Source organism: Pseudomonas sp. CH61 (assembly GCF_059429415.1).
The window spans coordinates 3219680-3244382 of record NZ_CM182098.1 but is presented as its reverse complement, the minus strand read 5'-3'; the positions used below and the strand labels follow the sequence as shown (position 1 = coordinate 3244382).

The window sequence follows — 24703 nt, the reverse complement described above, 5'->3', positions numbered from 1 at the left end:
GCGAAGGCGGCCTGCCAGCCGACCAATTTCTTGCTGATGTACCCGATCCAACTGTAGGAGCGAGCCTGCTCGCGAAGGCGGCCTGACAGCCGACCAATTTCTTGCTGATGTACCCGATCCAACTGTAGGAGCGAGCCTGCTCGCGAAGGCGGCCTGCCAGCCGAACAATTTCTTGCTGATGTACCCGATCCAACTGTAGGAGTGAGCCTGCTCGCGATGGCGGTGTGTCACTCAAAGATGCTTTGAATGACACACCGCCATCGCGAGCAGGTCAGCTCCAACAGGTTTTGCGTGGCCGGATTCAGATGGCCGGGAAATCAATATCGGTCAGCGCCGCGTTGTTCAGGTAGTTGGTCAGGCTCTGCACGGCCACCAGTGCAATCACTTCAATGATCTTCACGTCGTCGATGCCGGCAGTGCGGGCGGCGGCGATCTGTTCATCAGTCAAATGGCCGCGGCTTTCGGTCAGCTGACGGGCGAGGGTGGCGTAGGCGTTGAGTTCGCCTTGGCGGGCGGCGACGATGTCTTGCGCCGAGAGCCCGGCCTTGCCGGCAAACAAGGTGTGTGCGGCCAGGCAGTAGTCGCAACCGTTGACCTGTGAGGTGGCGAGGTACACGGCTTCTTTTTCCTGGGCGCTCAGCGAGGTTTTGCCGAGGATCGCCGAGGCTTGCACGTAGGTTTCGAGGGCCACCGGTGCTTTGGCCAGGGTGGTGAAGACGTTGGGCAGGAAACCGATTTTCTTTTTCACGCCTTCCAGCACAGGGCGGCTGGCGTCGGTGGCGGTTTCGAGGCTGATAGCGTGGATGCGGCTCATGGTGATGCTCCGAGAGTCCGGTGCGAAGTGCGCCGGGGATGGAGGTCATGTTATTGAGCGAAGCTGGTGGATTGGCGGCAAATCGTCGAGGATATGCGGCAGATCGTCCAGATATGCTCTTGGAGTCGTCCATGGATCGCCTTTCAACATTGCTCAGCCATTTCGGCGTGACTGCCGGCACTTTTCACAGCGGCACGTTCTGCGGCGTCGCGGTTCATGAAAATGAACCGGTCGGCCATGTGCATTTGTTGCAGGCTGGCGAGTTGCTGCTCAAGCCGGGCAGCGAACGTGAGATCAGCCTCAGTGAGCCGTCGTTGATTTTCTTCCCCCGACCTTTTGCCCATCGCATGTTCGCCGACGAGGCGATGGACACCCGAGTGGTCTGCGCAACGCTGACGTTTGACGGCGGTTCCGGTAATGCACTGGCGGCGGCACTGCCGGATTATCTGGTGCTGAAACTGACGGACATCCCGGAACTGGGCAACACCGTGGAGTGGCTGTTCAAGGAAGCGTTCGAAGGTCACTGCGGGCGCGTGGCAGTGATGGATCGCCTGTTCGAACTGCTGGTGATTCTGTTGTTGCGGCACTTGATCAGCAGTCGCGAACAACAACCGGGGATGATCGCCGGGCTGGCCGATCCACGTCTTTCGCGCGCCTTGAACTCGATGCACGAGCAACCGCAAAAACCCTGGAGCGTGGCGGATCTGGCCTCTGTCGCCAACTTGTCCCGTGCCGGGTTTGCCGAGCAGTTTCGCCGCGTTGTCGGGCAGACCCCGGCCGATTATCTGCTGAGCTGGCGGGTCAGTCTGGCGCAGAAACGCCTGCGTGAAGGCAAAGCGATTGCGCTGATTGCCGAGGAGGTCGGTTACGAAAGTCCTTCGGCGCTGGCCCGGGCGTTTCGGCGCAAGACTGGGCTCAGCCCTCGCGAGTGGAAGGCCGGCGCCTGAGGATCATTTGGCGAATTTCTTCGCCCCGGCGACACACAGGATCACGCCCAGCGTCACGGCGAGCATGCCGAGGCTGACGTGTTCATGCAGCAGGGTCGCCGCCAACGCCAGACCGAAAAACGGCTGCAGTAATTGCAACTGACCGACCGCCGCAATCCCGCCCTGAGCCAGGCCGCGATACCAGAACACAAAGCCGATCAGCATGCTGAACAGCGACACATAGCCCAGACACAACCACGCCGACAGACTGATCGTGCTGAACGAGGCGGGCGCCAGCCACAGACTCAAAAGCGCCATGAGCGGTAGCGACAGCACCAGCGCCCAGCAAATCACCTGCCAGCCGCCGAGGGTTCGCGACAGCTTCGCGCCTTCGGCATAACCGAGGCCGCAAGCGAGAATGGCAGCGAGCATCAACAGGTCACCGGTGGGCGAGGCAGTCAGACCTTGCGCAATCGCGAAGCCGACCACCAACGCACTACCGAGAATTGAAAAAACCCAGAACACCGGTCGCGGCCGCTCACCGCCGCGCAGCACAGCAAAAATCGCTGTGGCCAGTGGCAGCAATCCGACAAACACAATCGAATGCGCCGACGTCACGTGTTGCAGCGCCAGTGCAGTCAGCAGTGGGAAACCGAGCACTACGCCCAGCGCGACAATCAACAGTGACAAGCACTGATCGCGCGCCGGACGCCGTTCGCGAAACAGCCACAGCAGGGCCACCGCCACGACCCCGGCGATGGCGGCGCGGACCACGGTGAGAAACACCGGATCGAACTCCAGCACCGCCAGACGCGTGGCCGGCAGCGAGCCGCTGAAGATCACTACGCCGATAAAACCATTGATCCAGCCGCTGGTTTTTTCCATTGCCGGGGTGCTCAGGTTCGAAGTCTGTTCCATGCCAGATCACGCTCAGGAGTGGGTTGCGTTGCGGCCATGCTAGAGCCGAGAATCAGCACAATCAAAGAATTGTCATGGATACATCCGGCATGCCACGTTCGCGCTACAAGACACTCGTTGATGCCTATGCGGCAGACATTCGCTCGGGCCAGTTGCCGCCGGGTACGCGGTTGCCGACGCACCGGCAACTGGCCGCTCAGGAAGGGTTGGCGCTGGTCACAGCCTCGCGGGTGTACGCGGAGCTGGAGGCGATGGGCCTGGTCAGTGGCGAAACCGGGCGCGGCACGTTCGTGCGCGAAACCTCGCTGTCGCCGGGGCAGGGCATCGATCAGAAACAGGTGGCGGTGGGCATGATCGACCTCAATTTCAACTACCCGTCATTGCCCGGTCAGGCGGATCTGTTGCGCACCGCGCTGCGCCAACTAGCGTTGTCCGGGGATCTGGAAGCGTTGCTGCGTTATCAGCCGCACGCCGGTCGCGCCCACGAGCGCGCGTCCGTCGCTCGGCATCTGCTGACGCGCGGGGTGACGGTCGAGGCCGAGCAAGTGCTGATCGTCAATGGCGCCCAGCAAGGTTTGGCGGTGACGCTGATGGCATTGCTCAAACCCGGCGATGTGATTGCCGCTGACGCGCTGACCTACTCCGGCTTCAAGGTGCTGGCCGAAGCGCTGCATCTGGAGGTCGTGGCGATTCCGTTCAGTGATCAGGGGCCGGATCTCGTGGCGCTGGACACACTCTGTCGCAGCCGCTCGGTGCGCGCCGTGTACAGCATGCCGACGTTGCACAATCCGCTGGGTTGGGTGATGCCGTTGGCGCAGCGCGAGCAGTTGGTGGCGATTGCCCGTCGACATGATCTGACGATCATCGAAGACGCGGCCTACGCATTTCTGGTGGAAAACCCACTGCGTACGCTGATCGATCTGGCGCCGGAGCGCACGGTGTATGTCTCGGGTCTGTCGAAAAACATCGCCACCGGCCTGCGCGTCGGTTTCATCGCCGCCCCGTCAGAAACGGTACCGGCGCTGGAACGCATCATCCGCGCCACCACCTGGAACACGCCGGGCATCATGACTGCCATTGCCTGCGGTTGGCTCGACGACGGCACGGTGACGCTGCTTGAGGAACAGAAACGCAACGACGCCAAAGCGCGGCAAGCGTTGGCGGCCAAAGTGCTGAAAGGGTTGCCGAGCATTGGCCATCCGGCGTCGTATTTCCTCTGGCTGCCGCTGCCCGAAGATGTGCGCGCCGATCAGATTGTCGTCGAGTTGATGCACGAGCAGATTTCCGTCACCACGGCGGAGCCGTTTTCGGTGTCGGGTCATGCGCCGCATGCGATTCGTCTGGCGCTGGGTTCGGTAGAGATGGATGTGTTGCGCCAGGCATTGATCAAAATCAGAAGGACCATTGGCGCTTACCTGTAAAAACAAAATGCTACCCTTGCGCCGCCCGATGCAGACCGACCCGGAACCCTCGATGAAAAACACCGCTGCACTGTCACTTGCCCTGATGCTCGCCACCAGCCTGTTCAGTACGCTCTCCCACGCCGCAGGCGATCCCGAAGCCGGGGCGAAAATCTTCCCGCGTCTGTGCGGCGGCTGCCATCAGGTCGGCGAATCGGCCCGTCCCGGATTCGGCCCGCAACTCAACGGCATCATCGGCCGGCCTGCCGGTACCTCGGCTAATTACGTGTATTCCGATGCAATGAAGAACTCGGGGGTGACTTGGGATCGTGAAACGCTGATCGCCTATCTGAAGGACCCGAAAGGCGTGGTGCCCGGCACGCGGATGATTTTCTGGGGCCTGAGTGACGAAGAAAAACTCGACAACCTGTTGGCTTATCTTCAGACCTTCTCGCAATAACGGCAGGAGCTGCCGAAGTCCCTGATTGAAAATGACATGAAAAAGCTCTTCGGCGTTGTTGCTGCTTTCAAGGAACCCACCATGAAATTTTTGCTATTGGTAATACCGCTGTTGCTTGCCACAGGACTGGCCCACGCGGGCATCCCCATGTTCAACGCCACGTGCCCGGGCAAAATCGAAGTGCATGCCGATGAGGGCGGGCCAATCTACATCAATGGCAAGGAAGGCAAGTTGAAGAAATTCAACGAGAACTACTTCGAGGCCAAAGGCGCGGGCGTGACCATTTCTCTGAGCATCAATCCCGACGGTTCGCCTGCGGTGTCGTACACCGGGAAGAACAGGGCCAACGGGATTTGCGAAGTGAAGCAGGGCTGATCACGCCACCTGATTACGACCCGCCGCTTTGGCTTGATAGAGCTGCTGATCGGCGCGTTTGATCAGTGCGCTGTGGTTGTTATCGGCCGGGTCTGCCAGGCCGACACCGATGCTCACCGTCACATTCCCGACCGCAGGGAAATCGGCCTCGGCAACCGCCGCGCGAATTTTCTCGGCGACAACTTCCGGGGTGTCGGGTTGGGCGATTTCCGGCAACAACACGGCGAACTCTTCGCCGCCATATCGGGCGACGAAATCGGTGGTGCGCAGGCTGTTCTGAATCAACTGTGCCAACTGCTGTAGTACCTCATCCCCCACCGCGTGACCGTGGGTGTCATTGATTCGCTTGAAGTGATCAGCGTCGATCAGCAGCAGGGAAAACGGACGTCCGGTGCGGCGGAACAGCAGTGTGTATTCGGTGAGTTTTTCGTCGAAACGGCGACGGTTGTGAACGCCGGTCAAACTGTCGTGGGTCGCCAGACTGAGCAATTCGGCATTGGCCTGCGTCAGGGCAGCGGTGCGTTGCGCGACGGTTGCTTCCAGCGAGGCATTGGCCTCTTGCAATTCGCGCTCTTTGTTGAGCAGTGATTGCGTCATTGCATCGATGGACTGGCCGAGCTGAGCAATCTCCCGCACCGGGTGTTGCAGCGGGAATTGTGCACCGGGCTGTTTGCTCTGAACTTGTCTGGCCGAATGCGCGAGTTGTTCGATCGGTCGGCTCAGGTACAGCGCCAGGTAGTAAGCCACCAAGCCGAACAGCAACGCCGCGAAAACCCCGAGAATCAGCAGTTTGTAGAGCAGCAGGCGCGCCGGTTGCAGTGCGGTTTCCAACGGCTGGCGCACCGCGATCGACCACGACAGCGCCGTGCTCGACGGCGTTGGTACGGTGACCATGCTGGTGAGAAAACCGTTGCCCGCCGTCCACCCCTGTAACTTCGAATCCATCGCCGCCAGTTGCTGGCCCGCCAGCGCTTCCGGATAGAGAATCTTGCCATCGTGATCGATGATCAACGCCTCGATATCCGGCGTTGAATTTTTATGTGAAAACGCCGCCGACTCGACAATGCGTGTCACCCAACTCCAATGTGCGTGTGCGCCCAGCACGCCAATCACCTGGCCGTCGGCATTACGGATCGGCGCGGCGAAATCGATGAAGCGCAGCGGTTCGCCGTTCGGCAGCCCCGGCAGCATTTTCGCCAGCAGCACCGCCTCATGGGGATCGCCGGTGTACTCGCCGCGCATCCCGGCCTGGAACCATGGCCGTTGTTGCACTGATTGACCGACCAGCAAGTCGTTGACTGCCTGATGCACCTTGCCCTCGGCGTCGGTGACGCCCATCCACGCATATTCGGCGCGGGCCTGGGTGCGCAGTTGCATCGATTTCAGAATCGCCGGATTGTCCAGATCGCCACGCTCCAGATGCGGCGCGCGGCTGAGCAGATACACCTCCAACTGGCGTTCGCGCAGTTGCTCGCCCAATAACGATGCCGCCGAGCGCGCGGTGTTGAGCAAGGCATTGCCGCTGGCCTGCTTCATCTGTTCCGTGGCGATGTGACCGACGTAGAAGCCCACGCTGAGCAGCGTCAGCAGGGACAAACCGGCAAACCAAAGGGTGAGGTGGCTTCGCAGACTGGCTTTGAGCATGGGCGGGCGAGGTCTGTTTTGGAGTTGTGGCCGCATGGTATGCGCAATGGGCGGTGGGTGACCAGTCGGGGAATGGATGGTTGCAGACATGAAAAAGCCCGGCTGATCAGGCCGGGCTTTTTATTGCAATTGCGGTGAAACCGTTGAGTTATGCGACGCGGCGTTCGATCAGACGATCGGAGCCACCTTCGGCAACACGACGTTCGAGCAGACGATTAGAACCGCCCTCAGCAACACGACTTTCAATCAACTTGTCCGAGCCGCCTTCAGCGACCTGGGTATGTGCCGGGGTGGCGGCAAAAGCGTTAATGGCGAAAACCGAAAAAGCGATGCTGAGAAGGGTTTGGCGTTTCATGATCGTGTGCTCCAAGGGGTAGTTGTTTGTCTGGAGCCGATGTTACGCCGTGGATTTTTTATGAGAACTTTATTGCCGTGATGGTAAACATCGACCGCAATGATGGTTCAAAAATCCCTTGTAGGAGCTGCCGCAGGCTGCGATCTTTTGATCTGGCCGTTTCTCAGGACTTCGCCGCCCGAACACACAGTTCACCGCTCGCCCGTGTCAGGGCCAGATCATGCAACGCATCGCGGGTCAGGCCACTGCGCGCCTTGGCCAGCCACAGCGGGCAATTCGCGTCATGGCGATACGGCGCAAAATCAGCGTATTGCTGCAACAACCGGGTTTGCAGTTCATCCAGACGCGGGCGGATCTGTTTACCGAGGTCGGGGCGCGGCGTGTCCGGCGCGGTACCGGCCGCTTGCCATTGCGCGAGCAAACCGTACTGCACCAGTTTGTTCGCCTCCATTTGCGCAGCAATCAGTTGCGCCACCTCTTCAGGGTCGAGCTGGCGCTCGGCGGCCAGCGTACGGGCATTGGCGACGACCTGCGCCTCACGCGGGCTGTCCTGAATCGGCTTGCCGCTGTCCCATTTGGTCAGCGCGACGAGGTCGCCGATGTTCAGGCGTTCGTTGAGTGTTTCCAGCAGCGGCTTCAACGTTTCGGCGGGCGCGGCGGCGTGAGCGCTGGTGCCGAGCAGGGCGAGTAGGCTGGCGGTCAACAGATTGGCAAAGTGCGGCATGAACAGAGCCTCAATGAGAGAAATGGGCGAGGGCTGTTGTTTACCACAGGCGTTACCTGACACCTACAGATCCGCGCCAATTACACAGACGTGACCACCGGTAATAAACATCGATTTGAAATGTTAATTGCGCCCCGCGTGCAACTCGCCGAAGCTATCCTTCATCAGCCCTCCCGCCGTTCGAGATGGACCTCTATTCAATGCAAGTCGCCGTCCAACGCCCACTCTGGCACACCTACCTGCTGTTCCTCGCGCCGATGGTGCTGTCGAACTTTCTGCAATCGATGTCGGGCACGGTCAACAGCATCTACATCGGCCAGATGCTCGGCACCCAGGCACTGGCGGCGGTGTCGGGGATGTTTCCCATCGTGTTCTTCTTTATCGCGCTAGTGATTGGCCTCGGCGCAGGCGCCGGTGTGTTGATCGGCCAGGCGTGGGGCGCGCGTGAGCCGCACATGGTCAAGGCGATCGCCGGGGCGACGCTGTTGCTGGGCGTATTGATCGGCCTGGTGGCCGCGATATTGGGCAGCGTGTTTGCGCGACAGGCATTGGCGGGGCTGGGGACGCCGGCGGATGTGCTCGACGATGCAGTGGCGTATGCCCATGTGATGATGTGGATCTTGCCGTCGCTGCTGGTGTTTGTGTTGTTCACGCAACTGTTGCGCGGGGTCAGCGATACGCTGTCGCCGTTGCTGGCGCTGGTGGTGTCGACCTGTGTCGGGCTGGCCCTGACCCCGGCGCTGATTCGCGGCTGGTTCGGCCTGCCGCAACTGGGCATTCAGAGTGCGGCGTACGCGGGGTTGGCCGGCAACCTGGCGGCAATGGCGTGGCTGGCGTGGCGGCTGATTCGCAAGGGCCATCCATTGGCGCCGGACCGCGAGTTCTTTGCCGCGCTGCGGCTCGACGGGGCGATTCTCGGCAAGGTCTTGCGCATCGGCTTGCCGACCGGCGTGCAGATGATTGTGCTGTCGCTGTCGGAGTTGGTGATTCTGGCACTGGTCAACCAGCACGGCTCGCAAGCGACGGCGGCCTATGGCGCGGTGACGCAGATCGTCAACTATGTGCAGTTCCCGGCGTTGTCGATTGCGATCACCGCGTCGATTCTCGGTGCGCAGGCCATCGGCGCCGGGCGACTGGAGCGCATGGGTCCGATTCTGCGCACTGGGCTGCTGATCAACGTGTGCCTGACCGGCGGTTTGATCGTACTCGGCTACCTGTTATCGCACTGGTTGCTGGGGCTGTTCCTGACCGAGGATTCGACCCGGGCGATGGCTGAGCATCTGCTGCACATCATGTTGTGGAGCCTGTTGGTATTCGGCTTCCAGGCAATCATTGGCGGGATCATGCGCGCCAGCGGCACGGTGTTGGTGCCGGTGGTGATTGCGATCATTTGCGTGGTCGGCGTGCAACTGCCGGCGGCGTACTGGCTGGACGGGCAGTACGGTTTGCAGGGGGTGTGGATGGCGTTTCCGGTGGCGTATCTGGGCATGCTGGTGTTGCAGACCTTGTATTACAAACTGATCTGGCAGCATCAGAAGATCGAGCGGTTGGTGTAGGCGCTGGCGTAACGCTCGGATGTTTGCTTAAGTCAATCGAGGCCCTCGACGGCTGGCCCGGTCCGGAGAATCCCATGTCGATCCGATTGCTGCTGGCTGCCGCGTGTTCGCTGTGCGTCATCTCTGCCGCGCAGGCTGTCGAGTACACGCGGGTCAACACCACTGCCAGCCAGATCAGTTTTACCTACAACCAGATGGGCTCGCCGATGTACGGCACCTTCGGCAAGTTCGAAGCGACGCTGGCCTTTGATACCGATAACCTCGCGAACGCCCACGCCACGTTGCACATCGATCTCGACAGCATCGATGCCGGCAGCGAAGACGCCAACACCGAACTGGTGAAACCGGCGTGGTTCGACACCGAAAAATTTCCCGTGGCGGTGTTTGAGTCCCGGCGTTTCACCCAAGTGGCCGAGCGTCGCTATCTGATCGACGGACAACTCACCCTCAAGGGCATTACCCGCGAAGTGCAGGTACCGGTGGAACTGAAGCCGGGCAGCGACATCGGCATTTTCGACGGTGACCTGGTGCTCAAGCGCGACGAATTCGGTCTCGGCGCGGGGGAGTGGGCAGACACCGTGGTGTCCAAGGACATCGCCATCAAATTCAAAGTGGTGGCGCCACAGGAGTGACGCAAGCCGTGGCGATCAATACGCCCGCCAGTGCCCCGGCTCCCAGCGCCATTGATTGCCGCCCCAGCGATAGTGCCCGGCAACCCAGTGATAACCCGGTGCCGGCATCACCGGAACGACTTCGACCAGCGGCGGTGGCCGGTGGGGACGGGCCGGCTCGACGACGCAACCGGACAACGTAACGGCCACCAGCGTGGCGGCCAGCAGTGCTTTAACGATTTTCGACATGGTGGGGTTCCCCCAAGAAGTGATGGTCAGGCTGTCGCGCATTCATCGCACCCAATGCCCTTCGACCCAGAACCAGTTAGGTCCGCGCGCCTGCCAGTGCCCGGGTTTCCAGCGCGCGCCGTACCTCACCGGTTGCCAGTGGCCGGGCATCCACACATAACCGCGTCCTTGCCAGCGCCAATGACCTTGATCCCAGACATAACCGGGACGCGCACCGGGCATCACTTCCATGCGCATCGGCGGTGGGGCTTGCTGGACGATCACCACCGGTTGCGCAAACGCCGGGGCACTGCTCAGCGCGGCCAGCGTCAACGGCACCAGCAGCAGGGTGTTTCGCCATTTGGACAGGGAACGCAAAACGCTCATGACAACTCCTCAAGGCCTGCGTTGAAAGTGAACGCAGCTGCAGAATTGGATGCCTGTTTTGCGAAAGATCCCGTCTGAGGCGGATGAAATTTTTGTCAGGGAGGGCGATGCGAGAACGTCAGGATGGCGCCGCAGCAAGACGCCCGGCGCGCGTGATGGTTGTTGCCTGTGAGGCTGGACTCAATAAAACCGGTCCTGTTCTTTCATCGCCTGAATCTGCCAGAACGTTCTGCCCGAGATCAGCAGAAACAGCAACGCGAGCAACACACCGCCGGTCATGATGTAGAAGCTCGTACGGTAACTCTGCAACTGGCTGGCGATACAGCTTTTATCCGGCATCCACGGCGACACCAGCAGGGTGATCGGGCCGTCGACTTGATATTGGGTATGCTCGACGTAGCGTTCGTCGGCGTGTTGCCCTTCATGGGTCTGGCCTTGGGCATCGGCGTATTGATAGTGAATGACCTTGCCATTGGCGTTCATTGGAATCTTTTCCAGTGCCGTGACGCTGCCGCGGGTTTCCACACCGTTGAAACTCAGCGCCCCATAAAGCATGCCCGACTTGTGCGCCATTGCAGCGAGCAGCAAAACCACGCAGCAAGCAACGGTCAGCATGACGATACGGTTGTAAAGGTGATCCTTGGCAGCTTCGCGCGGGTAGTACATGGCCGATCCGTGGTGGTGACATTGGTAGGAGACCGTTACATCGGCGCTCGGAACAGGAACTTTAGACGTCGAGCGGGCGCGTCACGGTATGATGTCGCGGCTCGTCGACCGCTGCGGCTGTCGGCAACGCTTTTTACCGTCGGAGTTCGTCATGCCACGCATCACCCACTACAAAACCCCATGCCCCGAGGGCATCAACAGCCAGATTCTGCAGATGGTCGTCGACTACCTGACCGACATCAGCGCGGTTGGCCTCGGCCCGAGCAACCTGCTGTACAACGTCTATCAGTACGCAGTCGGCTATGAGGTGCATCTGTATCTGGAAGCGTTGAATGGCGAGAAGGGCACCGACGTCGAGTTGCTGGTCGCCACCGACGAGGATGATCCGGAGCAAGTGATCGGTTTTCTGTTGTACCTGCCGGTGCAGGGCGATTGGGAAGCGTGCAGCGTCGCCTATATGGCGGTGCGCGAAGGGCATCGGCGTCAGGGTGTGGCGCGGGCAATGATCGGCGAAATGGTCGGGCGTTATCCGCATGCCGAACTGGCCTGCACCGTGGGGAAAGTCCCGTTCTTCGAAGCCTTGGGTTTTGAAGTGATCGGTTCACGGGAAACGCAGGTGTTGATGAGCACCCGGCATTACCGCAGCAACGGTCTGCGCGGATTTATCGACACCACACCGATCTATCGGTCGCTGGAAGTGCAGCAGATTCACACCTATCTGCTGCAGAAAAACGGCAAGCGGGCGATGCTCGACGCCGAGAAACAGCGTGACCGACACCTCGATCAGACTACTCGTCATGTCGAGGAGTTTGTCCGCCAGCGCCTGACCGTGCACTGACCTCGTATCGCTGAAAAAGCCCTTGCTGTGAATGCCGCAGCAAGGGCTTTTTTGTGTCCCCGATTCAGCCGAGTTTGACGTTCATGGTGATCCGCGCCGTGAACACGTTTTTGCCCTCGGTATCGTGAATTTCCACGGTGACGATCTTGTCGCCTTCGCTCTGCCAATCCACGCCTTCACCACTGGCCACCGCCGTCACATCGGTTTTTGCCTTGGTCAGATATTCCACGGTCATGCCTTTGGGGATCCAGCGTGCGCCGGCCGGGATCGACACATCGGTCATCATCCCGGCGGCGAGTTCTGCCGCGTTGCACATGGCAATCGCATGCACGGTGCCGAGGTGGTTGGTGATCTCGCGGCGAAACGGCACTTGTACCGTCGCCGAGTTCGCGCGCAGCTCGGTTACCAGCGGGTTGATGCTGCTGAAGTACGGCGCGACCTGGCAGGCCATCTGGCTGAACGCTTGCGGGCCTGCGCTGTTGAACATGCTGAGAAACTGACTCATGGAAACGCCTCGCGGAAAGTGATTTTGCAGAATGATGTTCCGTTACAGAATAATATTCTGTAACGGAACGGTATTCGGTCTGCGGGAAATCTGTCAACCTGTGCGTGTTTTTTCATGGGCACGACGTGTGCCTTTCAATCCCGATTTTCAGGCTGTGAGCCGCATGGACACCGCAGATCTACTTGAACGCAGCTACCCCGGCCGCCGCGCCGAACTCAAGCGCGATATCTTTCGCAAGGCGCTGAGCCTGTTCAACGAGCAGGGGATCGAAGCCACCACCATCGAGATGATTCGCGCCGAGTGCGACACCAGTGTCGGGGCGATCTATCACCATTTCGGCAACAAGGAGGGCTTGGTCGCGGCGTTGTTTTTCACCGCGCTGGAAGATCAGGCGCGCCTGCGCGATGCTTATCTGGAGGCGGCGAAAACCACCGAGGAAGGTGTGCAGGCGCTGGTGTTCAGCTACGTCGATTGGGTCGAGCGTCAACCCGAATGGGCGCGTTTCCAGTACCACGCGCGGTTTGCCGTGACCAAAGGGCCGTTCAAGGACGAACTGGCGGAGCGCAACAAAACCCGTAATCTGCGTCTGCGCGACTGGCTGGCCGAATCGGGTCGCGCTGCCGAACTCAAGGCCTTGCCCGCTGAACTGTTGCCGTCGTTGATCATCGGTCAGGCCGACAGTTATTGCCGCGCCTGGCTGGCGGGGCGGGTGAAGGGCAGTCCGGCGGATTATCGCGAGTTGCTGGCACAAGCGGCCTGGCGCTCGATTCGCGTCGATGCGCTGCCGGACTGCTGATTTACGCAGACAAAAAAAGAGCCTCAAAGCTCTTTGATGGGGAGGAAGTAGAGCCCTCGAGGCTCAAGATGCGCATGAAGCAAGACACGGGCTTGATTGGGGTTCAGAGCACCCGTGCCTACGCAGCGCTCGATAGAGCGGAGCCACTGCGTGATTCCATCCTAGGAGTGTGCAAGTGGCGGCTCAAGTACCGCCAGTCGCCCGGGCGGCGCGGGAGCCTGCCAAAAATACCGATGTGACCCTTTGTGGGAGCGAGCCTTCTCGCGAAGGCGGTGTGTCAGGCAATATTGAGTCGACTGACACTCCGCCTTCGCGAGAAGGCTCGCTCCCACAGGGGGAACTCGGATGTTAGCGCGATCCAGGCCAACCGGATTTTTCGAGGGCTGCGAGCAGGGTGTCGGCGTCCAGACCCGGCACCGAATGCCCATTACCTTCGGTGCTGTCACTGGCCAGCAACGCATTGATGATCGCTTCTTCAACCGCCTCGGTCGCGGCCAGAAACAGCTCGCTGATATGGTCATTGTTGACCATGCGCAAGGCGTCGCAGGTCGGCGCGCCTTTGCCTTCGTAGGCAGCGGGCGGCACGTGAGCGTTGCCGGTGGCGAAGGCGATGAAAATGTCGCCGCTGTGATCCTCGTTGCCACCGCCGGTGCGCGCCAGACCCAGGCTCGCGCGTTGCGCCAGACGTGTGCATTGATGCGGCAACAGCGGCGCATCGGTCGCCAGGCAGACGACGATCGAACCCATGCCCGGATGCGGCAATGAGGCGCGCAGGAACGGCGAATCTTTCTGTTCCATATAACGCCCGACCGGGTAGCCATCGACCCGCAACTCACTGCGAATACCGTGGTTGGCTTGCACGATCGCACCAACGGTCCAGCCACCCTGAGCACTGCTCAATCGCCGCGACGAAGTGCCGATGCCACCCTTGAATTCATGGCAGATCATGCCGCTGCCACCGCCGATGGCGCCTTCCGTCACTGGACCGTCGACGGCCGCAGCCAGCGCTTCGGCGACGTGTTCAGGCTGGACGTGAAAACCGTTGATGTCGTTGAGCAAGCCGTCAAAGGTTTCCAGTACCACCGGCATGTTCCAGTAGAGACGACCGTCGTCCGGTTGCTGCTGGCGATCAAGGGCAACCAAGGCATCGCGCACCACGCCGAGGCTGTGGGTGTTGGTGAAGGCAATCGGGCTGGTCAGCAGACCCGCCTCGCGAATCCATTCAAGCCCGGTGGCGTCACCGTTGCCGTTGAGCACATGCACACCGGCAAAACACGGTTGCTGATTGGTCGAACCGGGGCGCGGTTCGATCAGCGTGACGCCGGTGCAGATGTCCCGCCCGGCATTGCTGCGGCCGCGCACATTGCTGTGGCCGACGCGCACGCCGGGCACATCGGTGATGGCGTTGAGCGGGCCGGGAGGTAGTTGGCCGATGCGAATGTTGAGGTCACGGGCACGAGGTTTCATTGATTTCTGTCTCTCAAAAAAATGTCTGGTGAAGCACAAAACCTGTAGGAGTGAGCCTGCTCGCGATAGCGGTTTGTCCGGCAAAACAGTGTTATCAGCCAGACCGCTATCGCGAGCAGGCTCACTCCTACAGGGGGAATGCGTTGTTCTTACTGCCCGTTCTTGACCTTGCTCCACACCCGCGTACGCACCCGCTCGGTGGCTTTCGGCAAAGGTTCAAGGGTGTACAGCGTGGCCATCGCCGTGGCCGATGGATAAACCGCCGGGTTGTCCCGCGTGGCTTCGGCCACCAGCGCTGTTGCCGCGCGATTGCCATTGGGATACGACAGATGATCACTGACCGGCGCGATCACTTCGGGCCGCAGCAGATAGTCGATAAACGCCAGACCCTGAGGACGATTCGGTGCGTCTTTGAGCAGCACCAGCGTGTCGAACCACACCGGGGCGCCTTCCTTGGGCAGGCTGTAGGCGATCTTCACGCCGTTGTTGGCCTGCTCGGCATTGGTCTTGGCCTCCAGCATCGCGCCCGACCAGCCCACTGCCACGCAGATGTTGCCGTTGGACAGGTCGCTGATGAATTTCGACGAGTTGAAGTAAGCGATGTGCGGGCGCAGTTTCAGCAGCAGCGCCTCGGCTTTTTTATAGTCTTCAGGGTCGGTGCTGTTCGGTGGCAGGCCGAGATAGTGCAGGGCGACCGGCAGCATCTCCGACGGCGAATCGAGCATCGCCACACCGCACTGGCCGAGTTTGGCGAGGTTGGCTTCGTTGAACACCAGATCCCACGAGTCGACCGGCGCCTTGTCACCCAGCGCCGCGCGCACTTTGTCGATGTTGTAACCGATGCCGTTGGTGCCCCACAGGTACGGCACCGCGTATTGATTGCCCGGATCGTTGTTGGCCAGTTTTGCCAACAAATCGGCATCAAGATTCTTCCAGCCCGGCAGTTGCTCGCGTGGCAGCGGGGCCAGGGCGCCGGCCTTGATCAGCGTCGGCAGGCTGAAGTTGCTTGCCACCACCACGTCGTAGCCGCTGCGACTGGTCATCAATTTGCCTTCGAGGACTTCGGCACTGTCGAAGGTGTCGTAGACCGGCTGGATACCGCTGTCGCGCTGGAAATCGTGGAGGGTGTTCGGGCCGATATAGTCGTACCAGTTGTAGACGTGCACGCTCGGCGCGTCGGCGGCCATGGCAATTGAGCTGGCGCCAATACCGGCGAGCAGGCCCAGTTTTATGCTGAGGTTGATACAGCCACGGTGACCACGCATGATGCGGCACTCCTGGCCTGTGCAGGCCGGTGATGAACAGGAGTGCTCAGCCTATCGGGCCGGTCACGCCTGACCCATTCCCATCATGGGTTACTCAAAAGGGGTAGTGCGTGGACGCGTTGTTGCAGGAACTGCCAGTGCATCAAAGCCTGGCGCGGGTATTTGCCGGAGTCGGTCAGGACGGTTTCTGGCGTGCGCTGGTGGACACGTTGCGGCTGCTGGTGCCGCTGGACAACGCGCTGGTGGCGCTGATGAAAGCCGGGCAGGCGCCGCAGTTGCTGATCGACTTCGACAGCAAGGGCCGCCCCGACGAGCAGGAAGAACTGGCCGGTTACAGTGCCGGAATGTACCTGCTTGATCCGTTCTATCAAACCGCGTCGACCGGTATTGCCGACGGCTTGCACAGCCTGGCCTCGGTGGCGCCGGACCAGTTTCTGCACAGCGAGTACTACCAGAGCTACTTTCGTTCGGTGGTCGGCGAAGACGAGTTGCAGTTCATGATCAACGTCGAGGGCGGCGTGCTCGGTTTGTCATTGGGCCGCTCGACGCCGTTCGACATGGCCGAGCAGGGCAGACTGCTGTGCGTGCGTGACTGGGTGCTGGCGGCGATGCGTCGGCATGTGCAGTTGCTACCGCCGCAGGGCTCGGTGGCGGAAACAGTGGTCGGTGATCTGGCGACGTTGCTTGACCGCTTCGATGCGCGGCTGACGGTGCGCGAGGTCGATACGGCGCGGCTGATCTTGCAGGGCTTCTCCAGCAAGGCGATGGCCCAGCAGATGGGTATCTCGCCGGAGACGGTCAAGGTGCATCGACGCAATCTGTATCACAAGCTCAATGTTACCGGGCATGGAGAGTTGTTTGCGCTGGTGCTGCGCCCACCAACTCTCTGACCCACCACAATCCCCTTGTAGGAGTGAGCCTGCTCGCGATAGCGGTTTGTCAGATATCACTTGTTTGACTGATAGACCGCTATCGCGAGCAGGCTCACTCCTACAAGGGATCTTCTGGGTGTCAGATAGTGCGCTGGAAGACTAAAGCCTTGAGGCCGCTTTCAGGATCAATATCCGGAAACTCCGGCGGATTCTCCAGCCGCTCTACAAAACGCAGACTCGGCGCTTCCTGGGTCACGCCATCGATCAGAAAGTCCGAACCGAACGCCGGGTCATTCATGCACGCCAGCACCGTGCCTTGGGGCGTGAGCAGTTCTGGCAAGCGACGCAGCACGCGCTGGTAATCCTTGGTCAGCTGGAAACTGCCTTTCTGGAACGACGGCGGATCAATGATCACCAGATCATACGGGCCACTGTTGATCACCTTGCCCCAGGACTTGAACAGGTCGTGGCCGAGGAAACTGACTTTGCTCAAGTCATGGCCGTTCAAGCGATGATTGTCGCGGCCACGACTCAGCGCCGCGCGGGACATGTCCAGGTTGACCACATGGCTGGCGCCGCCCTCGATGGCCGCCACGGAAAAACCGCAGGTGTAGGCAAACAGATTCAACACGCGTTTGCCGCTGGCCTGTTCGCGCACCCAGTTGCGCCCGTAGCGCATGTCGAGAAACAGCCCGGCGTTCTGTTTGCGCCCCAGATCGACGCGATACTGCAGGCCGCCCTCGACGATGCTCATTTCGTCGATCTCATCACCCAGCAGCCACTCGGCAGTGCTCTGCGGCAAATAGCGATGCTGGATCAACAACGTGTGCGCGCCAGACTGCTGCCATTCGGCGGACCCCGTGAGTTCCAGCAGCAACGCCTTGAGATTGTCCAGTTGCTCAGGCGTTGGTTCCTTGAACAGCGAGACCAGCACCACGCCTTGCAGCCAGTCCACGGTCAACTGCTCCAGCCCGGCCCAGCAGCGTCCGCGCCCGTGGAACAGGCGACGGGTTTCGCTCGGTGCGGCCGCGAGGGCCGGCAGCAGATGGGCGTGGAGGGTGGCGAGGGCTTCAGGGTTCATCAGTCAGGATCGGCAAGCAAAAGGGCCGGCATTTTAACCACAAATACGCCGTCGCGAACGATTGCTGCTGACAGACAAAAACGCCGTTTCGCAAAAGACCTGTATCAAAAATGAATTTCTGCAGAGCCCGCTGCTCATACCAGTTAAGCAGCGGATTCAAGCCGCTAAATCGTTAATGCAATTCAGGGAGTGCAGTTCCATGTGCCCAACACCGACGGCGGACGCGCACCTTCCTGACGGATTGATTCTGGTGGTTGAGGATGATCCGTTGATTCTGGAGTTTCTCTGCGAAATTCTTCAGGAGGAAGGTTTCAGGGTCGAGCCGCAGACCAGTGCCGACGCCGCATCACTTTACCTTGAGCAGAACGCCCCGAACGTGGCGTTACTACTGACCGACATCACCATGCCCGGCACCCTCAATGGCGCTGATCTGGCCAATCTGGTCGGCGACCGCTGGCCGGACAAACCGGTGATGGTCATGTCCGGCTATGAAACGCCCGAGACCTCCGGGGTCAAGCATCCGGTGGCGTTCATCAAAAAGCCCTGGGCCATCGGTCAATTGCTCGACTGCGTCGACAGCGCCTTCAAATCCAAGGCGCCGCGCCTGCACTGACACGCTGGGTGAATCGACCGGGCAAGTGCTACATTGCCCGCCCGGTCTTTTGCCAGAGGATGCGAACCTTTGTCTGCTCACGATGCTGTATTCGATCGCGCGTTCGGCGCGTTTCTGTTCGACATGGACGGCACTGTCCTCAACTCCATTGCCGCCGCCGAGCGGATCTGGGCAGCCTGGGCCGTGCGCCATGGCGTCGATGTGGAAACCTTTTTGCCGACCATTCATGGCGTGCGCGCCATCGATACCATCACCCGTCTGAGCCTGCCGGGGGTGGATGCCGAGGCGCAAGCGGCGTTTATCACCGAGGCGGAAATCGAAGACGTTGAAGGCATTGTCGAGATTCCCGCGGCGGCCGCGTTTCTCAACGGCCTGCCCAAGGATCGCTGGGCAATGGTGACCTCGGCGCCACGGGATCTGGCCTTGCGGCGCATGGCGGCGGCGGGGATTCCAGAGCCTGCGGTGATGATCACCGCTGAAGATGTGCAGGCGGGTAAACCTGATCCGGCCGGCTATTTGCTGGCGGCCAAACGTCTTGGCCTGGACGCGCGTGATTGCCTGATCTTCGAGGACGCCACTGTCGGTATTCAGGCGGCTGAAGCCGCTGGTGCGGCGTTGATGATCATCACCACGACGCATCAGTACCCCCTGGAAACGGCGCATGCGACGTTGGCCAGTTATGCTGACATCCGCGTCGCAGTCGACAGCAACGGCCTGCACCTGCAACGCAACTGACACCCCCCAATCCCTTGTAGGAGTGAGCCTGCTCGCGATAGCGGTCTTTCAGTCAAAAAAGTGTTGCCTGACACACCGCTATCGCGAGCAGGCTCACTCCTACAGGGGACGTGTTCGCAAATCAATAAACCCCCGGCACCAACCGCCAACTCCGCGCGCAATAAGCCTCGTACTCCGCCCCAAACTGCGCACGCAGCAGGGCTTCCTCCGAATGAATCCGGGCAATCAGCGGGATCAGCGTCAGCGCCGCCAGCATCAACCCGACCACCGAACGAAACGCCAGCGCCCAGCCCACGGCATTGACCACCAACCCCAGATAACTCGGATTACGCAGGTGTTGATAGATGCCATCGGTGACCAAGCGGTGCCCCGGTTGAATCGCCACCAATCCACTGAAGCGCCGCCCCAGCACAAATACCGGCCACAGCCTTAATACGCCGCCAATGATGAACAGCAGTGCGCCGAGCCAACGTACGCCTTCACCACCAAAGGTCCAGAAATTCACCCGATCGCAATAGGCCGGCAAGAAACCACTGACCAGACCAATCACACCGAACGCCGGAATCACCCAGCGATTGGCGCGATCTTCACGTTCGCCAGAGCTGAGGTTGACCTCACTGAACAGCGAAGCAATCACCATCGCCACCGTCGCCAATGCCACGATCACCAGCGAACCGTGGGAAAAGAACATCGCCACACCGCCAATGCCCCACACCGCCAGCCCCAGATAAGCGAGAGTGGCGAGTACCGCGACGACGGTCATTTGCGCAGACATTTTCATGGTCAACTCACGACAGATGGCTGATCTGTTCAGTGTAGAACGCTGACCAAACCCTGTAGGAGTGAGCCTGCTCGCGATAGCGGTGAATCACTCAACGAAGATATCGACTGGCGCGACGCCATCGCGAGCAGGCTCACTCCTACAGGGGGGGGCAGTCGTCAGTCAGGACTTTGCGGAAGGTCTCCACCAACGCCGCGTGCTGCGCCAGTGGATGATGTTCCGGCAACGCCAGCAACATCGGCTCATCCAGCACCTGAAAGCTCAGCAGATCCGGATCGTCATCGGTCGGCGGCTCACTCACCAAGGCGATATCGAGACTAAGCTGTCGCAGGCCCTCCAGTTGCTCGGCGGAGCTGAGGTTACACAACGCGACGTGCACATTCGGCCGATCAGCGCGCAACACGCGCAGGGCATTGGACAGGACACCGGCGTGCATCGCGTTTTCGATACAGCCGATGCACAAGCCACCTTCCTCGCCGCGACCGTCGATATCAAAGCCGCTGCGCTACAGTTCTCGCTGGCCAATCCAGCGGTTGCTGCGGTGATTCCCGGCGCGAGCAAACCCGGTCGTATCGCTGAAGATGTCGCGGCGCTGTCGGCGACCATTCCTGCCGGATTCTGGCAGGCCATGCGCGACGCGAAACTGGTTTCTGAACGTGCACCATTGCCAATCGATGAGGTGAAAGCATGAAGATTGATCTGAGTGGAAAACTGGCCATCGTCAGCGGCAGCACCGCCGGCATTGGACTGGGCATCAGCCAGTCGCTGGCCGAATCCGGCGCCACCGTGGTGGTGATCGGTCGCGATACCGCCAAGGTCGAGCAGGCGCTGGCGAGCATTCGGCAGAAAGTGCCGGGCGCGCAGTTGCGTGGTTTGACTGCTGACCTGGGCACGGCGGAGGGCGCACAGAAACTGTTCGCCGCTGAACCGCGTGCCGACATTCTGGTGAACAATCTCGGCATCTTCGACGCCGTGGATTTCTTCGAAGCGCCGGACAGCGAGTGGACGCGCTTCTATGAGGTCAACGTGATTTCCGGCGTGCGTCTGGCGCGGCATTATGTGCCGGCAATGGTCGAGCAGGGTTGGGGCCGGGTGATCTTCCTGTCCTCCGAGTCTGGCGTGGCCACGCCAGCGGACATGATCAACTACGGCGTGACCAAAAGCGCCAATCTGGCAGTGTCCCATGGTTTGGCCAAACGTCTGGCTGGCACCGGGGTGACGGTCAATGCGATCCTGCCGGGGCCGACCTTCACCGATGGTCTGGAAGACATGCTCAAGGATGCCGCCGCCGAATCCGGGCGCAACCTGCGCGATGAGGCCGACGCCTTTGTGCGCAAGGCTCGCCCGACCTCGATCATCCAACGCGTGGCGGATGTTGAAGAAGTCGCGCATCTGGTCACCTACATCGCTTCGCCGCTGTCCTCTGCCACCACTGGCGCCGCGCTGCGCGTCGATGGCGGCGTGGTCGACAGCCTCACGATCTGAATTCCCGAGAGAGACGTATATATGCCTACAGCATCTGCAACCATCGACATCCCGGCCTCGGCCGATCAGGTCTGGCAATTGATCGGCGGCTTCAACACGCTGCCCGATTGGCTGCCGTTTATTCCCAATAGTGAGCTGAGCGACGGCGGCCGCGTGCGCACCCTGCAAACCGCTGACGGCGGCGTGGTGGTCGAGCGACTGCAAGCGTTCGACAACGCCGCGAAGACTTACAGTTATTCGATTGAACAGGCACCGTTTCCGGCCACTGATTACCTGGCGACGATCAAGGTCGAAGCCCAAGGGCAGGGCGCGCGGGTGACGTGGTCGGGGCGCTTTAACGCCAAAGGCGTGAGCGATGAAGAAGTGGTGGCGCTGTTCGGCGGCATCTATCAGGGTGGTCTCGAGGCACTGCGAGCTAACTACCCAGCTTAATCATCCACCACAAAAACCTGTGGGAGCGAGCCTGCTCGCGAAGAGGGACTGTCAGGCAACATCTTTGTTGAATGACACTCCGCTTTCGCGAGCAGGCTCGCTCCCACATTGATTGCACTTCAAGGTTGGAGGTCAGGAATTCTCGATCAGGCTCTGCCGGCAATCGAGCACCAGTTTCGCCCCGCCCAGGTCACTGCTGCCGACTTCAAGACTGAAGCCATGCAAGCTGACAATCGCCGCGACAATCGACAGTCCCAAGCCAAAACCACCCTGCGGCTGCCCACCCTCGGCGCGATAAAAGCGCTGGAACACCGCCTCACGCTCAGCCTCGGGAATCCCCGGCCCGGAGTCGTGCACTTCAATCCGCGTCTGCCCACCCGCGTTGACCCCACGCAACATCACCGTGCCGCCCGGCGGGGTGAACTTGATCGAGTTGCTCAGCAGATTCGCCAAGGCCTCGAACAACAACGCCCGGTCGCCATTGAGCGGCGGTAGCGTCTCCGGCATGTTCAAGTCGAAACGCAGCTCGCCTTCCTCGGCCAGTGGCAGATAAAACTCATGCAGTTCTTCCAGCAATTGCACCGGGTCGAGTTCGACAAACCCAGAACGGCGCTGGCGATCCTCCAGTTCGGAAATCCGTAACAACCCGCGAAACCGTGCCATCAGCGTGTCCGCTTCAGCGAGCACCAGATCCAGTTGCGCCGCTTCCTGTGAGCCTTCGCCGGCCTGTTGCTGCATGCGATACAACTGCGCGCGCAGGCGCGTCAGTGGCGTGCGCAAGTCATGGGCGATGTTGTCGCAAACGCCTTTGACTTCATTCATCAAACGCTCGATGCGCTCCAGCATGGCGTTGACGATGGCCGCAAGCATGTCCAGTTCATCGCGACGATTGGACAGCGGCAAACGGTGCGTCAGGTCGCCGGCCACAATCGCCTGGGCGCTGTCCTGAATCGCTCGAATCCGCCGCAACGGCCGCCGCCGCAGCAGATGCCAACCGGCAATCCCCGGCAGAATCGTCAGCGACACGCCCCAGAACAACGCATGCAAAATGATCCGCGTCACCGCAAACAGCGAGCCGTTGTCGCGCAGCAACACCAGCCAGCGACCGTCGCGGGTTTGTGTAGCCACCGCATCGCAGCTGTCATTGGGCAGGGTCGGGTCGTCGGAGTCGGCGCATTCGGCGAGCATATGGATCTTGCCGTCCAGCGGCAGGCCCTCGGGGATCTGCTGCAACGCGCCGCTGAGGTAAACGCCGTCAGCATCGAACAAGCCATAAGCGTCGATGCCGCGAATATCGAAAGTCATGCTGGCGGCGAGCGCGTCTTCCAGTTGCTCACCGCGAAAGTGCGAGAACAGGTGCTGACGTTGCATCAACGAATGTTTGGCGAGGTTGTCGAGGTAGCCGGAAACCTCGTAATACATGACCCCCATGAGGATCGCGCTCCACGCCACGAACAGCGAACTGTACAGCGCCAGCAAGCGGCTGCTGGAGGAACGCCAGCCGTCAGACGGGTTCGGCAATGACATAACCGGAGCCCCGTACCGTGCGGATCAGCGGCACATGGCCGGCGGCGTCGATCTTCTTGCGCAGACGGCCGATGTGCACGTCGATCAGGTTGGTGCCAGGGTCGAAGTGATAGCCCCAGACTTCCTCGAAAATCATCATCCGCGAAAGGATCTGGCCGCTGTTGCGCATGAGGAATTCGAGCAACTTGTATTCGGTCGGCAATAGCGTCAGCACCTGCTCGGCACGGCGCGCTTCGTGGCTGATCAAGTCCAGTTCAAGGTCGGCCACCTGCAACGTCGTCGCCTGAGTGGCGCCGCTGTTCTGCCGGCGCAGCAACACTTCGACCCGTGCGGCCATTTCATCGGTGGCGAACGGTTTGGTCAGGTAATCATCGCCGCCGGCGCGCAAGCCGCGCACACGCTCGTCGACATCGGAGAGGGCGCTGATCATCAAAATCGGTGTAGCCACGCCCATGGTGCGCAGGGTGGTGACGATGGCCAGGCCATCAAGCTCGGGCAGCATGCGGTCGAGGGTGATCAGGTCGTAGTTGCCGCTCACGGCGCGGTCAAGGCCTTCGCGGCCATTGTCGACCCAATCGACTTCCAGCCCGTGGCTGCTCAGTTCGGCGACGATTTCCCGCGCGGTCACGGCGTCGTCTTCGATGGTCAAGATACGAGTCATAGGCAGGCCTGCTGATCGGTTCAAACGGAATGGCAGCATTTTGCCAAGAAATTCCGCCGACGCTTTAAATTAACTTTCATGTTGTAGCTGTCATTTGCGCGCCTTGGGGATTTATTTGCCGCAACATTGATATCATCTGGCCACAATTTTCATCAGGAGTGGTGCCGTGCGTCTTTCGATTCGCCGTGGCTGGATGCCGATCACCGGTCTGCTGCTGGTGCTGTTCAGCGCCTCGGCATGGGCGGCCAACACGCCGTGTTCCGGGAAGAAGGGCGGGATTGCCCGCTGCGATGGCGACCTGTTCCTGTGCAATGACGGCTCCATCAGCGGCTCGAAGAAAAGCTGCGCGGCGATGTTTGGCGAGCGCCAGCAGGCCCGTCCGCAAAACCTCCTGCAAAGCGATGATGGCTGCGCCTGCGGCACCGGTTCCTTCTGCACTGGCCCACGCGGCGGGGTGTATTGCCTGACCCCAAGCGGTAACAAGAGCTACAAACGCAAATAACTGGCATTTGTGCCAATGCATAAAACCCGCTGTTATTCGGCTGTTGTTGCAATTTGCATGGAATGAGGAAGTTCATTCT

General features: G+C 60.6%; 29 protein-coding genes and 1 pseudogene. 15 read left to right on the top strand and 15 right to left on the bottom strand.

Annotated elements, in window-relative coordinates; all coding sequences use genetic code 11:
* Positions 1-301: 301 nt before the first annotated feature.
* Entirely contained in the window at positions 302-814 is a 513-nt protein-coding gene (locus AC5SEM_RS14465; protein WP_150731295.1) for a carboxymuconolactone decarboxylase family protein, read from the bottom strand.
* Between the two features lie 131 nt (positions 815-945).
* Between AC5SEM_RS14465 and AC5SEM_RS14460 the strand changes: the two genes are divergently transcribed.
* A complete protein-coding gene (locus AC5SEM_RS14460) occupies positions 946-1761 on the top strand; it encodes a cupin domain-containing protein (RefSeq protein ID WP_495473404.1) in 816 nt (271 codons plus the stop codon).
* Positions 1762-1764: 3 nt separating this feature from the next.
* Here the strand turns inward: AC5SEM_RS14460 and AC5SEM_RS14455 are convergent, their stop codons facing one another.
* Complete coding sequence (locus AC5SEM_RS14455) at positions 1765-2658, bottom strand: DMT family transporter (RefSeq protein ID WP_495473403.1); 894 nt, start codon at positions 2656-2658, stop codon at positions 1765-1767.
* A gap of 89 nt (positions 2659-2747) precedes the next feature.
* Between AC5SEM_RS14455 and AC5SEM_RS14450 the strand changes: the two genes are divergently transcribed.
* The 3 genes from AC5SEM_RS14450 to AC5SEM_RS14440 all read left to right on the top strand — a co-directional run bounded on the left by AC5SEM_RS14450 (position 2748) and on the right by AC5SEM_RS14440 (position 4893).
* Positions 2748-4079 (top strand): aminotransferase-like domain-containing protein, encoded by a 1332-nt coding sequence (locus AC5SEM_RS14450; protein ID WP_495473471.1) that lies wholly within the window; start codon positions 2748-2750, stop codon positions 4077-4079.
* A gap of 52 nt (positions 4080-4131) precedes the next feature.
* The gene (locus tag AC5SEM_RS14445; protein WP_077573564.1) at positions 4132-4518 is read left to right on the top strand and encodes a c-type cytochrome; all 387 of its coding nucleotides are present in this window, start codon (positions 4132-4134) and stop codon (positions 4516-4518) included.
* Between the two features lie 81 nt (positions 4519-4599).
* Positions 4600-4893, top strand: a complete 294-nt coding sequence (locus tag AC5SEM_RS14440) for a hypothetical protein (RefSeq protein ID WP_495473402.1) — start codon at positions 4600-4602, stop codon at positions 4891-4893.
* Here the strand turns inward: AC5SEM_RS14440 and AC5SEM_RS14435 are convergent, their stop codons facing one another.
* The 3 genes and pseudogenes from AC5SEM_RS14435 to AC5SEM_RS14425 form a co-directional block, all read right to left on the bottom strand.
* Positions 4894-6537, bottom strand: coding sequence for a sensor domain-containing diguanylate cyclase (locus AC5SEM_RS14435; protein ID WP_495473401.1), 1644 nt, complete (start codon positions 6535-6537; stop codon positions 4894-4896).
* A gap of 151 nt (positions 6538-6688) precedes the next feature.
* A pseudogene (locus AC5SEM_RS14430) lies at positions 6689-6892 on the bottom strand (hypothetical protein); the annotation flags it as partial.
* A 163-nt stretch (positions 6893-7055) separates the two neighbouring features.
* Positions 7056-7616 (bottom strand): chorismate mutase, encoded by a 561-nt coding sequence (locus tag AC5SEM_RS14425; protein ID WP_495473400.1) that lies wholly within the window; start codon positions 7614-7616, stop codon positions 7056-7058.
* A gap of 200 nt (positions 7617-7816) precedes the next feature.
* Here AC5SEM_RS14425 and AC5SEM_RS14420 point away from each other — a divergent pair, with 200 nt between their 5' ends.
* Together AC5SEM_RS14420 and AC5SEM_RS14415 are read left to right on the top strand one after the other, a co-directional pair.
* The gene (locus AC5SEM_RS14420) at positions 7817-9172 is read left to right on the top strand and encodes an MATE family efflux transporter (RefSeq protein ID WP_495473399.1); all 1356 of its coding nucleotides are present in this window, start codon (positions 7817-7819) and stop codon (positions 9170-9172) included.
* Between the two features lie 74 nt (positions 9173-9246).
* Positions 9247-9804 (top strand): YceI family protein, encoded by a 558-nt coding sequence (locus tag AC5SEM_RS14415; RefSeq protein ID WP_495473398.1) that lies wholly within the window; start codon positions 9247-9249, stop codon positions 9802-9804.
* A 15-nt stretch (positions 9805-9819) separates the two neighbouring features.
* Here AC5SEM_RS14415 and AC5SEM_RS14410 read toward each other — a convergent pair whose 3' ends face one another.
* The 3 genes from AC5SEM_RS14410 to AC5SEM_RS14400 all read right to left on the bottom strand — a co-directional run bounded on the left by AC5SEM_RS14410 (position 9820) and on the right by AC5SEM_RS14400 (position 11064).
* Complete coding sequence (locus AC5SEM_RS14410) at positions 9820-10032, bottom strand: YXWGXW repeat-containing protein (RefSeq protein WP_495473397.1); 213 nt, start codon at positions 10030-10032, stop codon at positions 9820-9822.
* A gap of 42 nt (positions 10033-10074) precedes the next feature.
* On the bottom strand, positions 10075-10398 hold the full coding sequence (locus AC5SEM_RS14405) for a YXWGXW repeat-containing protein (protein ID WP_077573556.1): 324 nt from the start codon (positions 10396-10398) through the stop codon (positions 10075-10077).
* Positions 10399-10578: 180 nt separating this feature from the next.
* Positions 10579-11064: a DUF3592 domain-containing protein gene (locus AC5SEM_RS14400; RefSeq protein WP_116030113.1), complete on the bottom strand. Its 486-nt coding sequence runs from the start codon at positions 11062-11064 to the stop codon at positions 10579-10581.
* Positions 11065-11215: 151 nt separating this feature from the next.
* On the opposite strand from AC5SEM_RS14400, the gene AC5SEM_RS14395 reads away from it, so the two are divergent.
* Positions 11216-11902 carry a GNAT family N-acetyltransferase gene (locus AC5SEM_RS14395; RefSeq protein WP_495473396.1) on the top strand — a complete coding sequence of 229 codons (687 nt, stop codon included), beginning with the start codon at positions 11216-11218 and terminating at the stop codon, positions 11900-11902.
* A gap of 64 nt (positions 11903-11966) precedes the next feature.
* On the opposite strand, the gene AC5SEM_RS14390 is transcribed toward AC5SEM_RS14395, so the two are convergent.
* Complete coding sequence (locus AC5SEM_RS14390) at positions 11967-12407, bottom strand: hotdog fold domain-containing protein (RefSeq protein ID WP_495473395.1); 441 nt, start codon at positions 12405-12407, stop codon at positions 11967-11969.
* A 163-nt stretch (positions 12408-12570) separates the two neighbouring features.
* On the opposite strand from AC5SEM_RS14390, the gene AC5SEM_RS14385 reads away from it, so the two are divergent.
* The gene (locus AC5SEM_RS14385) at positions 12571-13203 is read left to right on the top strand and encodes a TetR/AcrR family transcriptional regulator (RefSeq protein WP_223025515.1); all 633 of its coding nucleotides are present in this window, start codon (positions 12571-12573) and stop codon (positions 13201-13203) included.
* A 348-nt stretch (positions 13204-13551) separates the two neighbouring features.
* On the opposite strand, the gene AC5SEM_RS14380 is transcribed toward AC5SEM_RS14385, so the two are convergent.
* Positions 13552-14670 (bottom strand): DmpA family aminopeptidase, encoded by a 1119-nt coding sequence (locus AC5SEM_RS14380; protein ID WP_495473394.1) that lies wholly within the window; start codon positions 14668-14670, stop codon positions 13552-13554.
* 149 nt (positions 14671-14819) lie between these two features.
* Complete coding sequence (locus tag AC5SEM_RS14375; protein WP_495473393.1) at positions 14820-15935, bottom strand: extracellular solute-binding protein; 1116 nt, start codon at positions 15933-15935, stop codon at positions 14820-14822.
* Positions 15936-16045: 110 nt separating this feature from the next.
* On the opposite strand from AC5SEM_RS14375, the gene AC5SEM_RS14370 reads away from it, so the two are divergent.
* Entirely contained in the window at positions 16046-16825 is a 780-nt protein-coding gene (locus AC5SEM_RS14370; RefSeq protein ID WP_495473392.1) for a helix-turn-helix transcriptional regulator, read from the top strand.
* A gap of 121 nt (positions 16826-16946) precedes the next feature.
* Here the strand turns inward: AC5SEM_RS14370 and AC5SEM_RS14365 are convergent, their stop codons facing one another.
* Positions 16947-17888, bottom strand: a complete 942-nt coding sequence (locus tag AC5SEM_RS14365) for a class I SAM-dependent methyltransferase (protein ID WP_495473391.1) — start codon at positions 17886-17888, stop codon at positions 16947-16949.
* A gap of 199 nt (positions 17889-18087) precedes the next feature.
* Between AC5SEM_RS14365 and AC5SEM_RS14360 the strand changes: the two genes are divergently transcribed.
* Both AC5SEM_RS14360 and AC5SEM_RS14355 read left to right on the top strand, forming a co-directional pair.
* Positions 18088-18501, top strand: a complete 414-nt coding sequence (locus AC5SEM_RS14360; RefSeq protein WP_077573541.1) for a response regulator — start codon at positions 18088-18090, stop codon at positions 18499-18501.
* Positions 18502-18570: 69 nt separating this feature from the next.
* Entirely contained in the window at positions 18571-19236 is a 666-nt protein-coding gene (locus tag AC5SEM_RS14355; RefSeq protein WP_495473390.1) for an HAD-IA family hydrolase, read from the top strand.
* A 121-nt stretch (positions 19237-19357) separates the two neighbouring features.
* Here the strand turns inward: AC5SEM_RS14355 and AC5SEM_RS14350 are convergent, their stop codons facing one another.
* Positions 19358-20017, bottom strand: a complete 660-nt coding sequence (locus AC5SEM_RS14350; RefSeq protein ID WP_495473389.1) for a methyltransferase family protein — start codon at positions 20015-20017, stop codon at positions 19358-19360.
* Between the two features lie 211 nt (positions 20018-20228).
* Here AC5SEM_RS14350 and AC5SEM_RS14345 point away from each other — a divergent pair, with 211 nt between their 5' ends.
* Genes AC5SEM_RS14345 through AC5SEM_RS14335 form a run of 3 tightly spaced genes read left to right on the top strand, consistent with a single transcriptional unit; the run spans position 20229 to position 21934 of the window.
* Positions 20229-20708, top strand: coding sequence for an aldo/keto reductase (locus AC5SEM_RS14345; RefSeq protein WP_495473470.1), 480 nt, complete (start codon positions 20229-20231; stop codon positions 20706-20708).
* Positions 20705-21502, top strand: a complete 798-nt coding sequence (locus tag AC5SEM_RS14340) for an SDR family NAD(P)-dependent oxidoreductase (protein WP_077573531.1) — start codon at positions 20705-20707, stop codon at positions 21500-21502. Before AC5SEM_RS14345 ends, AC5SEM_RS14340 begins: the two co-directional genes overlap by 4 nt.
* Before the next feature lie 21 nt (positions 21503-21523).
* The gene (locus AC5SEM_RS14335) at positions 21524-21934 is read left to right on the top strand and encodes an SRPBCC family protein (protein ID WP_495473388.1); all 411 of its coding nucleotides are present in this window, start codon (positions 21524-21526) and stop codon (positions 21932-21934) included.
* Between the two features lie 132 nt (positions 21935-22066).
* Here AC5SEM_RS14335 and AC5SEM_RS14330 read toward each other — a convergent pair whose 3' ends face one another.
* Complete coding sequence (locus AC5SEM_RS14330) at positions 22067-23461, bottom strand: sensor histidine kinase (protein WP_495473387.1); 1395 nt, start codon at positions 23459-23461, stop codon at positions 22067-22069.
* The gene (locus AC5SEM_RS14325) at positions 23439-24122 is read right to left on the bottom strand and encodes a response regulator transcription factor (RefSeq protein ID WP_007914996.1); all 684 of its coding nucleotides are present in this window, start codon (positions 24120-24122) and stop codon (positions 23439-23441) included. The genes AC5SEM_RS14330 and AC5SEM_RS14325 overlap by 23 nt, the downstream gene beginning before the upstream one ends.
* Before the next feature lie 193 nt (positions 24123-24315).
* Here AC5SEM_RS14325 and AC5SEM_RS14320 point away from each other — a divergent pair, with 193 nt between their 5' ends.
* Positions 24316-24624 carry a YdcA family protein gene (locus tag AC5SEM_RS14320; protein ID WP_495473469.1) on the top strand — a complete coding sequence of 103 codons (309 nt, stop codon included), beginning with the start codon at positions 24316-24318 and terminating at the stop codon, positions 24622-24624.
* The last annotated feature ends 79 nt before the right edge of the window (positions 24625-24703 follow it).

What these genes read in the sequence shown, in the direction of transcription:
- AC5SEM_RS14395 (WP_495473396.1), top strand. Translation starts at nt 11,216, where the DNA reads ATGCCACGCATCACCCACTACAAAACCCCATGCCCCGAGGGCATCAAC.
- AC5SEM_RS14325 (WP_007914996.1), bottom strand. Translation starts at nt 24,122, where the DNA reads ATGACTCGTATCTTGACCATCGAAGACGACGCCGTGACCGCGCGGGAA.
- AC5SEM_RS14320 (WP_495473469.1), top strand. Translation starts at nt 24,316, where the DNA reads ATGCCGATCACCGGTCTGCTGCTGGTGCTGTTCAGCGCCTCGGCATGG.
- AC5SEM_RS14405 (WP_077573556.1), bottom strand. Translation starts at nt 10,398, where the DNA reads ATGAGCGTTTTGCGTTCCCTGTCCAAATGGCGAAACACCCTGCTGCTG.
- AC5SEM_RS14360 (WP_077573541.1), top strand. Translation starts at nt 18,088, where the DNA reads ATGTGCCCAACACCGACGGCGGACGCGCACCTTCCTGACGGATTGATT.
- AC5SEM_RS14425 (WP_495473400.1), bottom strand. Translation starts at nt 7,616, where the DNA reads ATGCCGCACTTTGCCAATCTGTTGACCGCCAGCCTACTCGCCCTGCTC.
- AC5SEM_RS14410 (WP_495473397.1), bottom strand. Translation starts at nt 10,032, where the DNA reads ATGTCGAAAATCGTTAAAGCACTGCTGGCCGCCACGCTGGTGGCCGTT.
- AC5SEM_RS14455 (WP_495473403.1), bottom strand. Translation starts at nt 2,658, where the DNA reads ATGGAACAGACTTCGAACCTGAGCACCCCGGCAATGGAAAAAACCAGC.
- AC5SEM_RS14435 (WP_495473401.1), bottom strand. Translation starts at nt 6,537, where the DNA reads ATGCTCAAAGCCAGTCTGCGAAGCCACCTCACCCTTTGGTTTGCCGGT.
- AC5SEM_RS14365 (WP_495473391.1), bottom strand. Translation starts at nt 17,888, where the DNA reads ATGAACCCTGAAGCCCTCGCCACCCTCCACGCCCATCTGCTGCCGGCC.
- AC5SEM_RS14340 (WP_077573531.1), top strand. Translation starts at nt 20,705, where the DNA reads ATGAAGATTGATCTGAGTGGAAAACTGGCCATCGTCAGCGGCAGCACC.
- AC5SEM_RS14330 (WP_495473387.1), bottom strand. Translation starts at nt 23,461, where the DNA reads ATGTCATTGCCGAACCCGTCTGACGGCTGGCGTTCCTCCAGCAGCCGC.
- AC5SEM_RS14450 (WP_495473471.1), top strand. Translation starts at nt 2,748, where the DNA reads ATGCCACGTTCGCGCTACAAGACACTCGTTGATGCCTATGCGGCAGAC.
- AC5SEM_RS14385 (WP_223025515.1), top strand. Translation starts at nt 12,571, where the DNA reads ATGGACACCGCAGATCTACTTGAACGCAGCTACCCCGGCCGCCGCGCC.
- AC5SEM_RS14465 (WP_150731295.1), bottom strand. Translation starts at nt 814, where the DNA reads ATGAGCCGCATCCACGCTATCAGCCTCGAAACCGCCACCGACGCCAGC.
- AC5SEM_RS14375 (WP_495473393.1), bottom strand. Translation starts at nt 15,935, where the DNA reads ATGCGTGGTCACCGTGGCTGTATCAACCTCAGCATAAAACTGGGCCTG.
- AC5SEM_RS14350 (WP_495473389.1), bottom strand. Translation starts at nt 20,017, where the DNA reads ATGAAAATGTCTGCGCAAATGACCGTCGTCGCGGTACTCGCCACTCTC.
- AC5SEM_RS14415 (WP_495473398.1), top strand. Translation starts at nt 9,247, where the DNA reads ATGTCGATCCGATTGCTGCTGGCTGCCGCGTGTTCGCTGTGCGTCATC.
- AC5SEM_RS14440 (WP_495473402.1), top strand. Translation starts at nt 4,600, where the DNA reads ATGAAATTTTTGCTATTGGTAATACCGCTGTTGCTTGCCACAGGACTG.
- AC5SEM_RS14380 (WP_495473394.1), bottom strand. Translation starts at nt 14,670, where the DNA reads ATGAAACCTCGTGCCCGTGACCTCAACATTCGCATCGGCCAACTACCT.
- AC5SEM_RS14390 (WP_495473395.1), bottom strand. Translation starts at nt 12,407, where the DNA reads ATGAGTCAGTTTCTCAGCATGTTCAACAGCGCAGGCCCGCAAGCGTTC.
- AC5SEM_RS14335 (WP_495473388.1), top strand. Translation starts at nt 21,524, where the DNA reads ATGCCTACAGCATCTGCAACCATCGACATCCCGGCCTCGGCCGATCAG.
- AC5SEM_RS14345 (WP_495473470.1), top strand. Translation starts at nt 20,229, where the DNA reads ATGATGTTCCGGCAACGCCAGCAACATCGGCTCATCCAGCACCTGAAA.
- AC5SEM_RS14400 (WP_116030113.1), bottom strand. Translation starts at nt 11,064, where the DNA reads ATGTACTACCCGCGCGAAGCTGCCAAGGATCACCTTTACAACCGTATC.
- AC5SEM_RS14460 (WP_495473404.1), top strand. Translation starts at nt 946, where the DNA reads ATGGATCGCCTTTCAACATTGCTCAGCCATTTCGGCGTGACTGCCGGC.
- AC5SEM_RS14420 (WP_495473399.1), top strand. Translation starts at nt 7,817, where the DNA reads ATGCAAGTCGCCGTCCAACGCCCACTCTGGCACACCTACCTGCTGTTC.
- AC5SEM_RS14445 (WP_077573564.1), top strand. Translation starts at nt 4,132, where the DNA reads ATGAAAAACACCGCTGCACTGTCACTTGCCCTGATGCTCGCCACCAGC.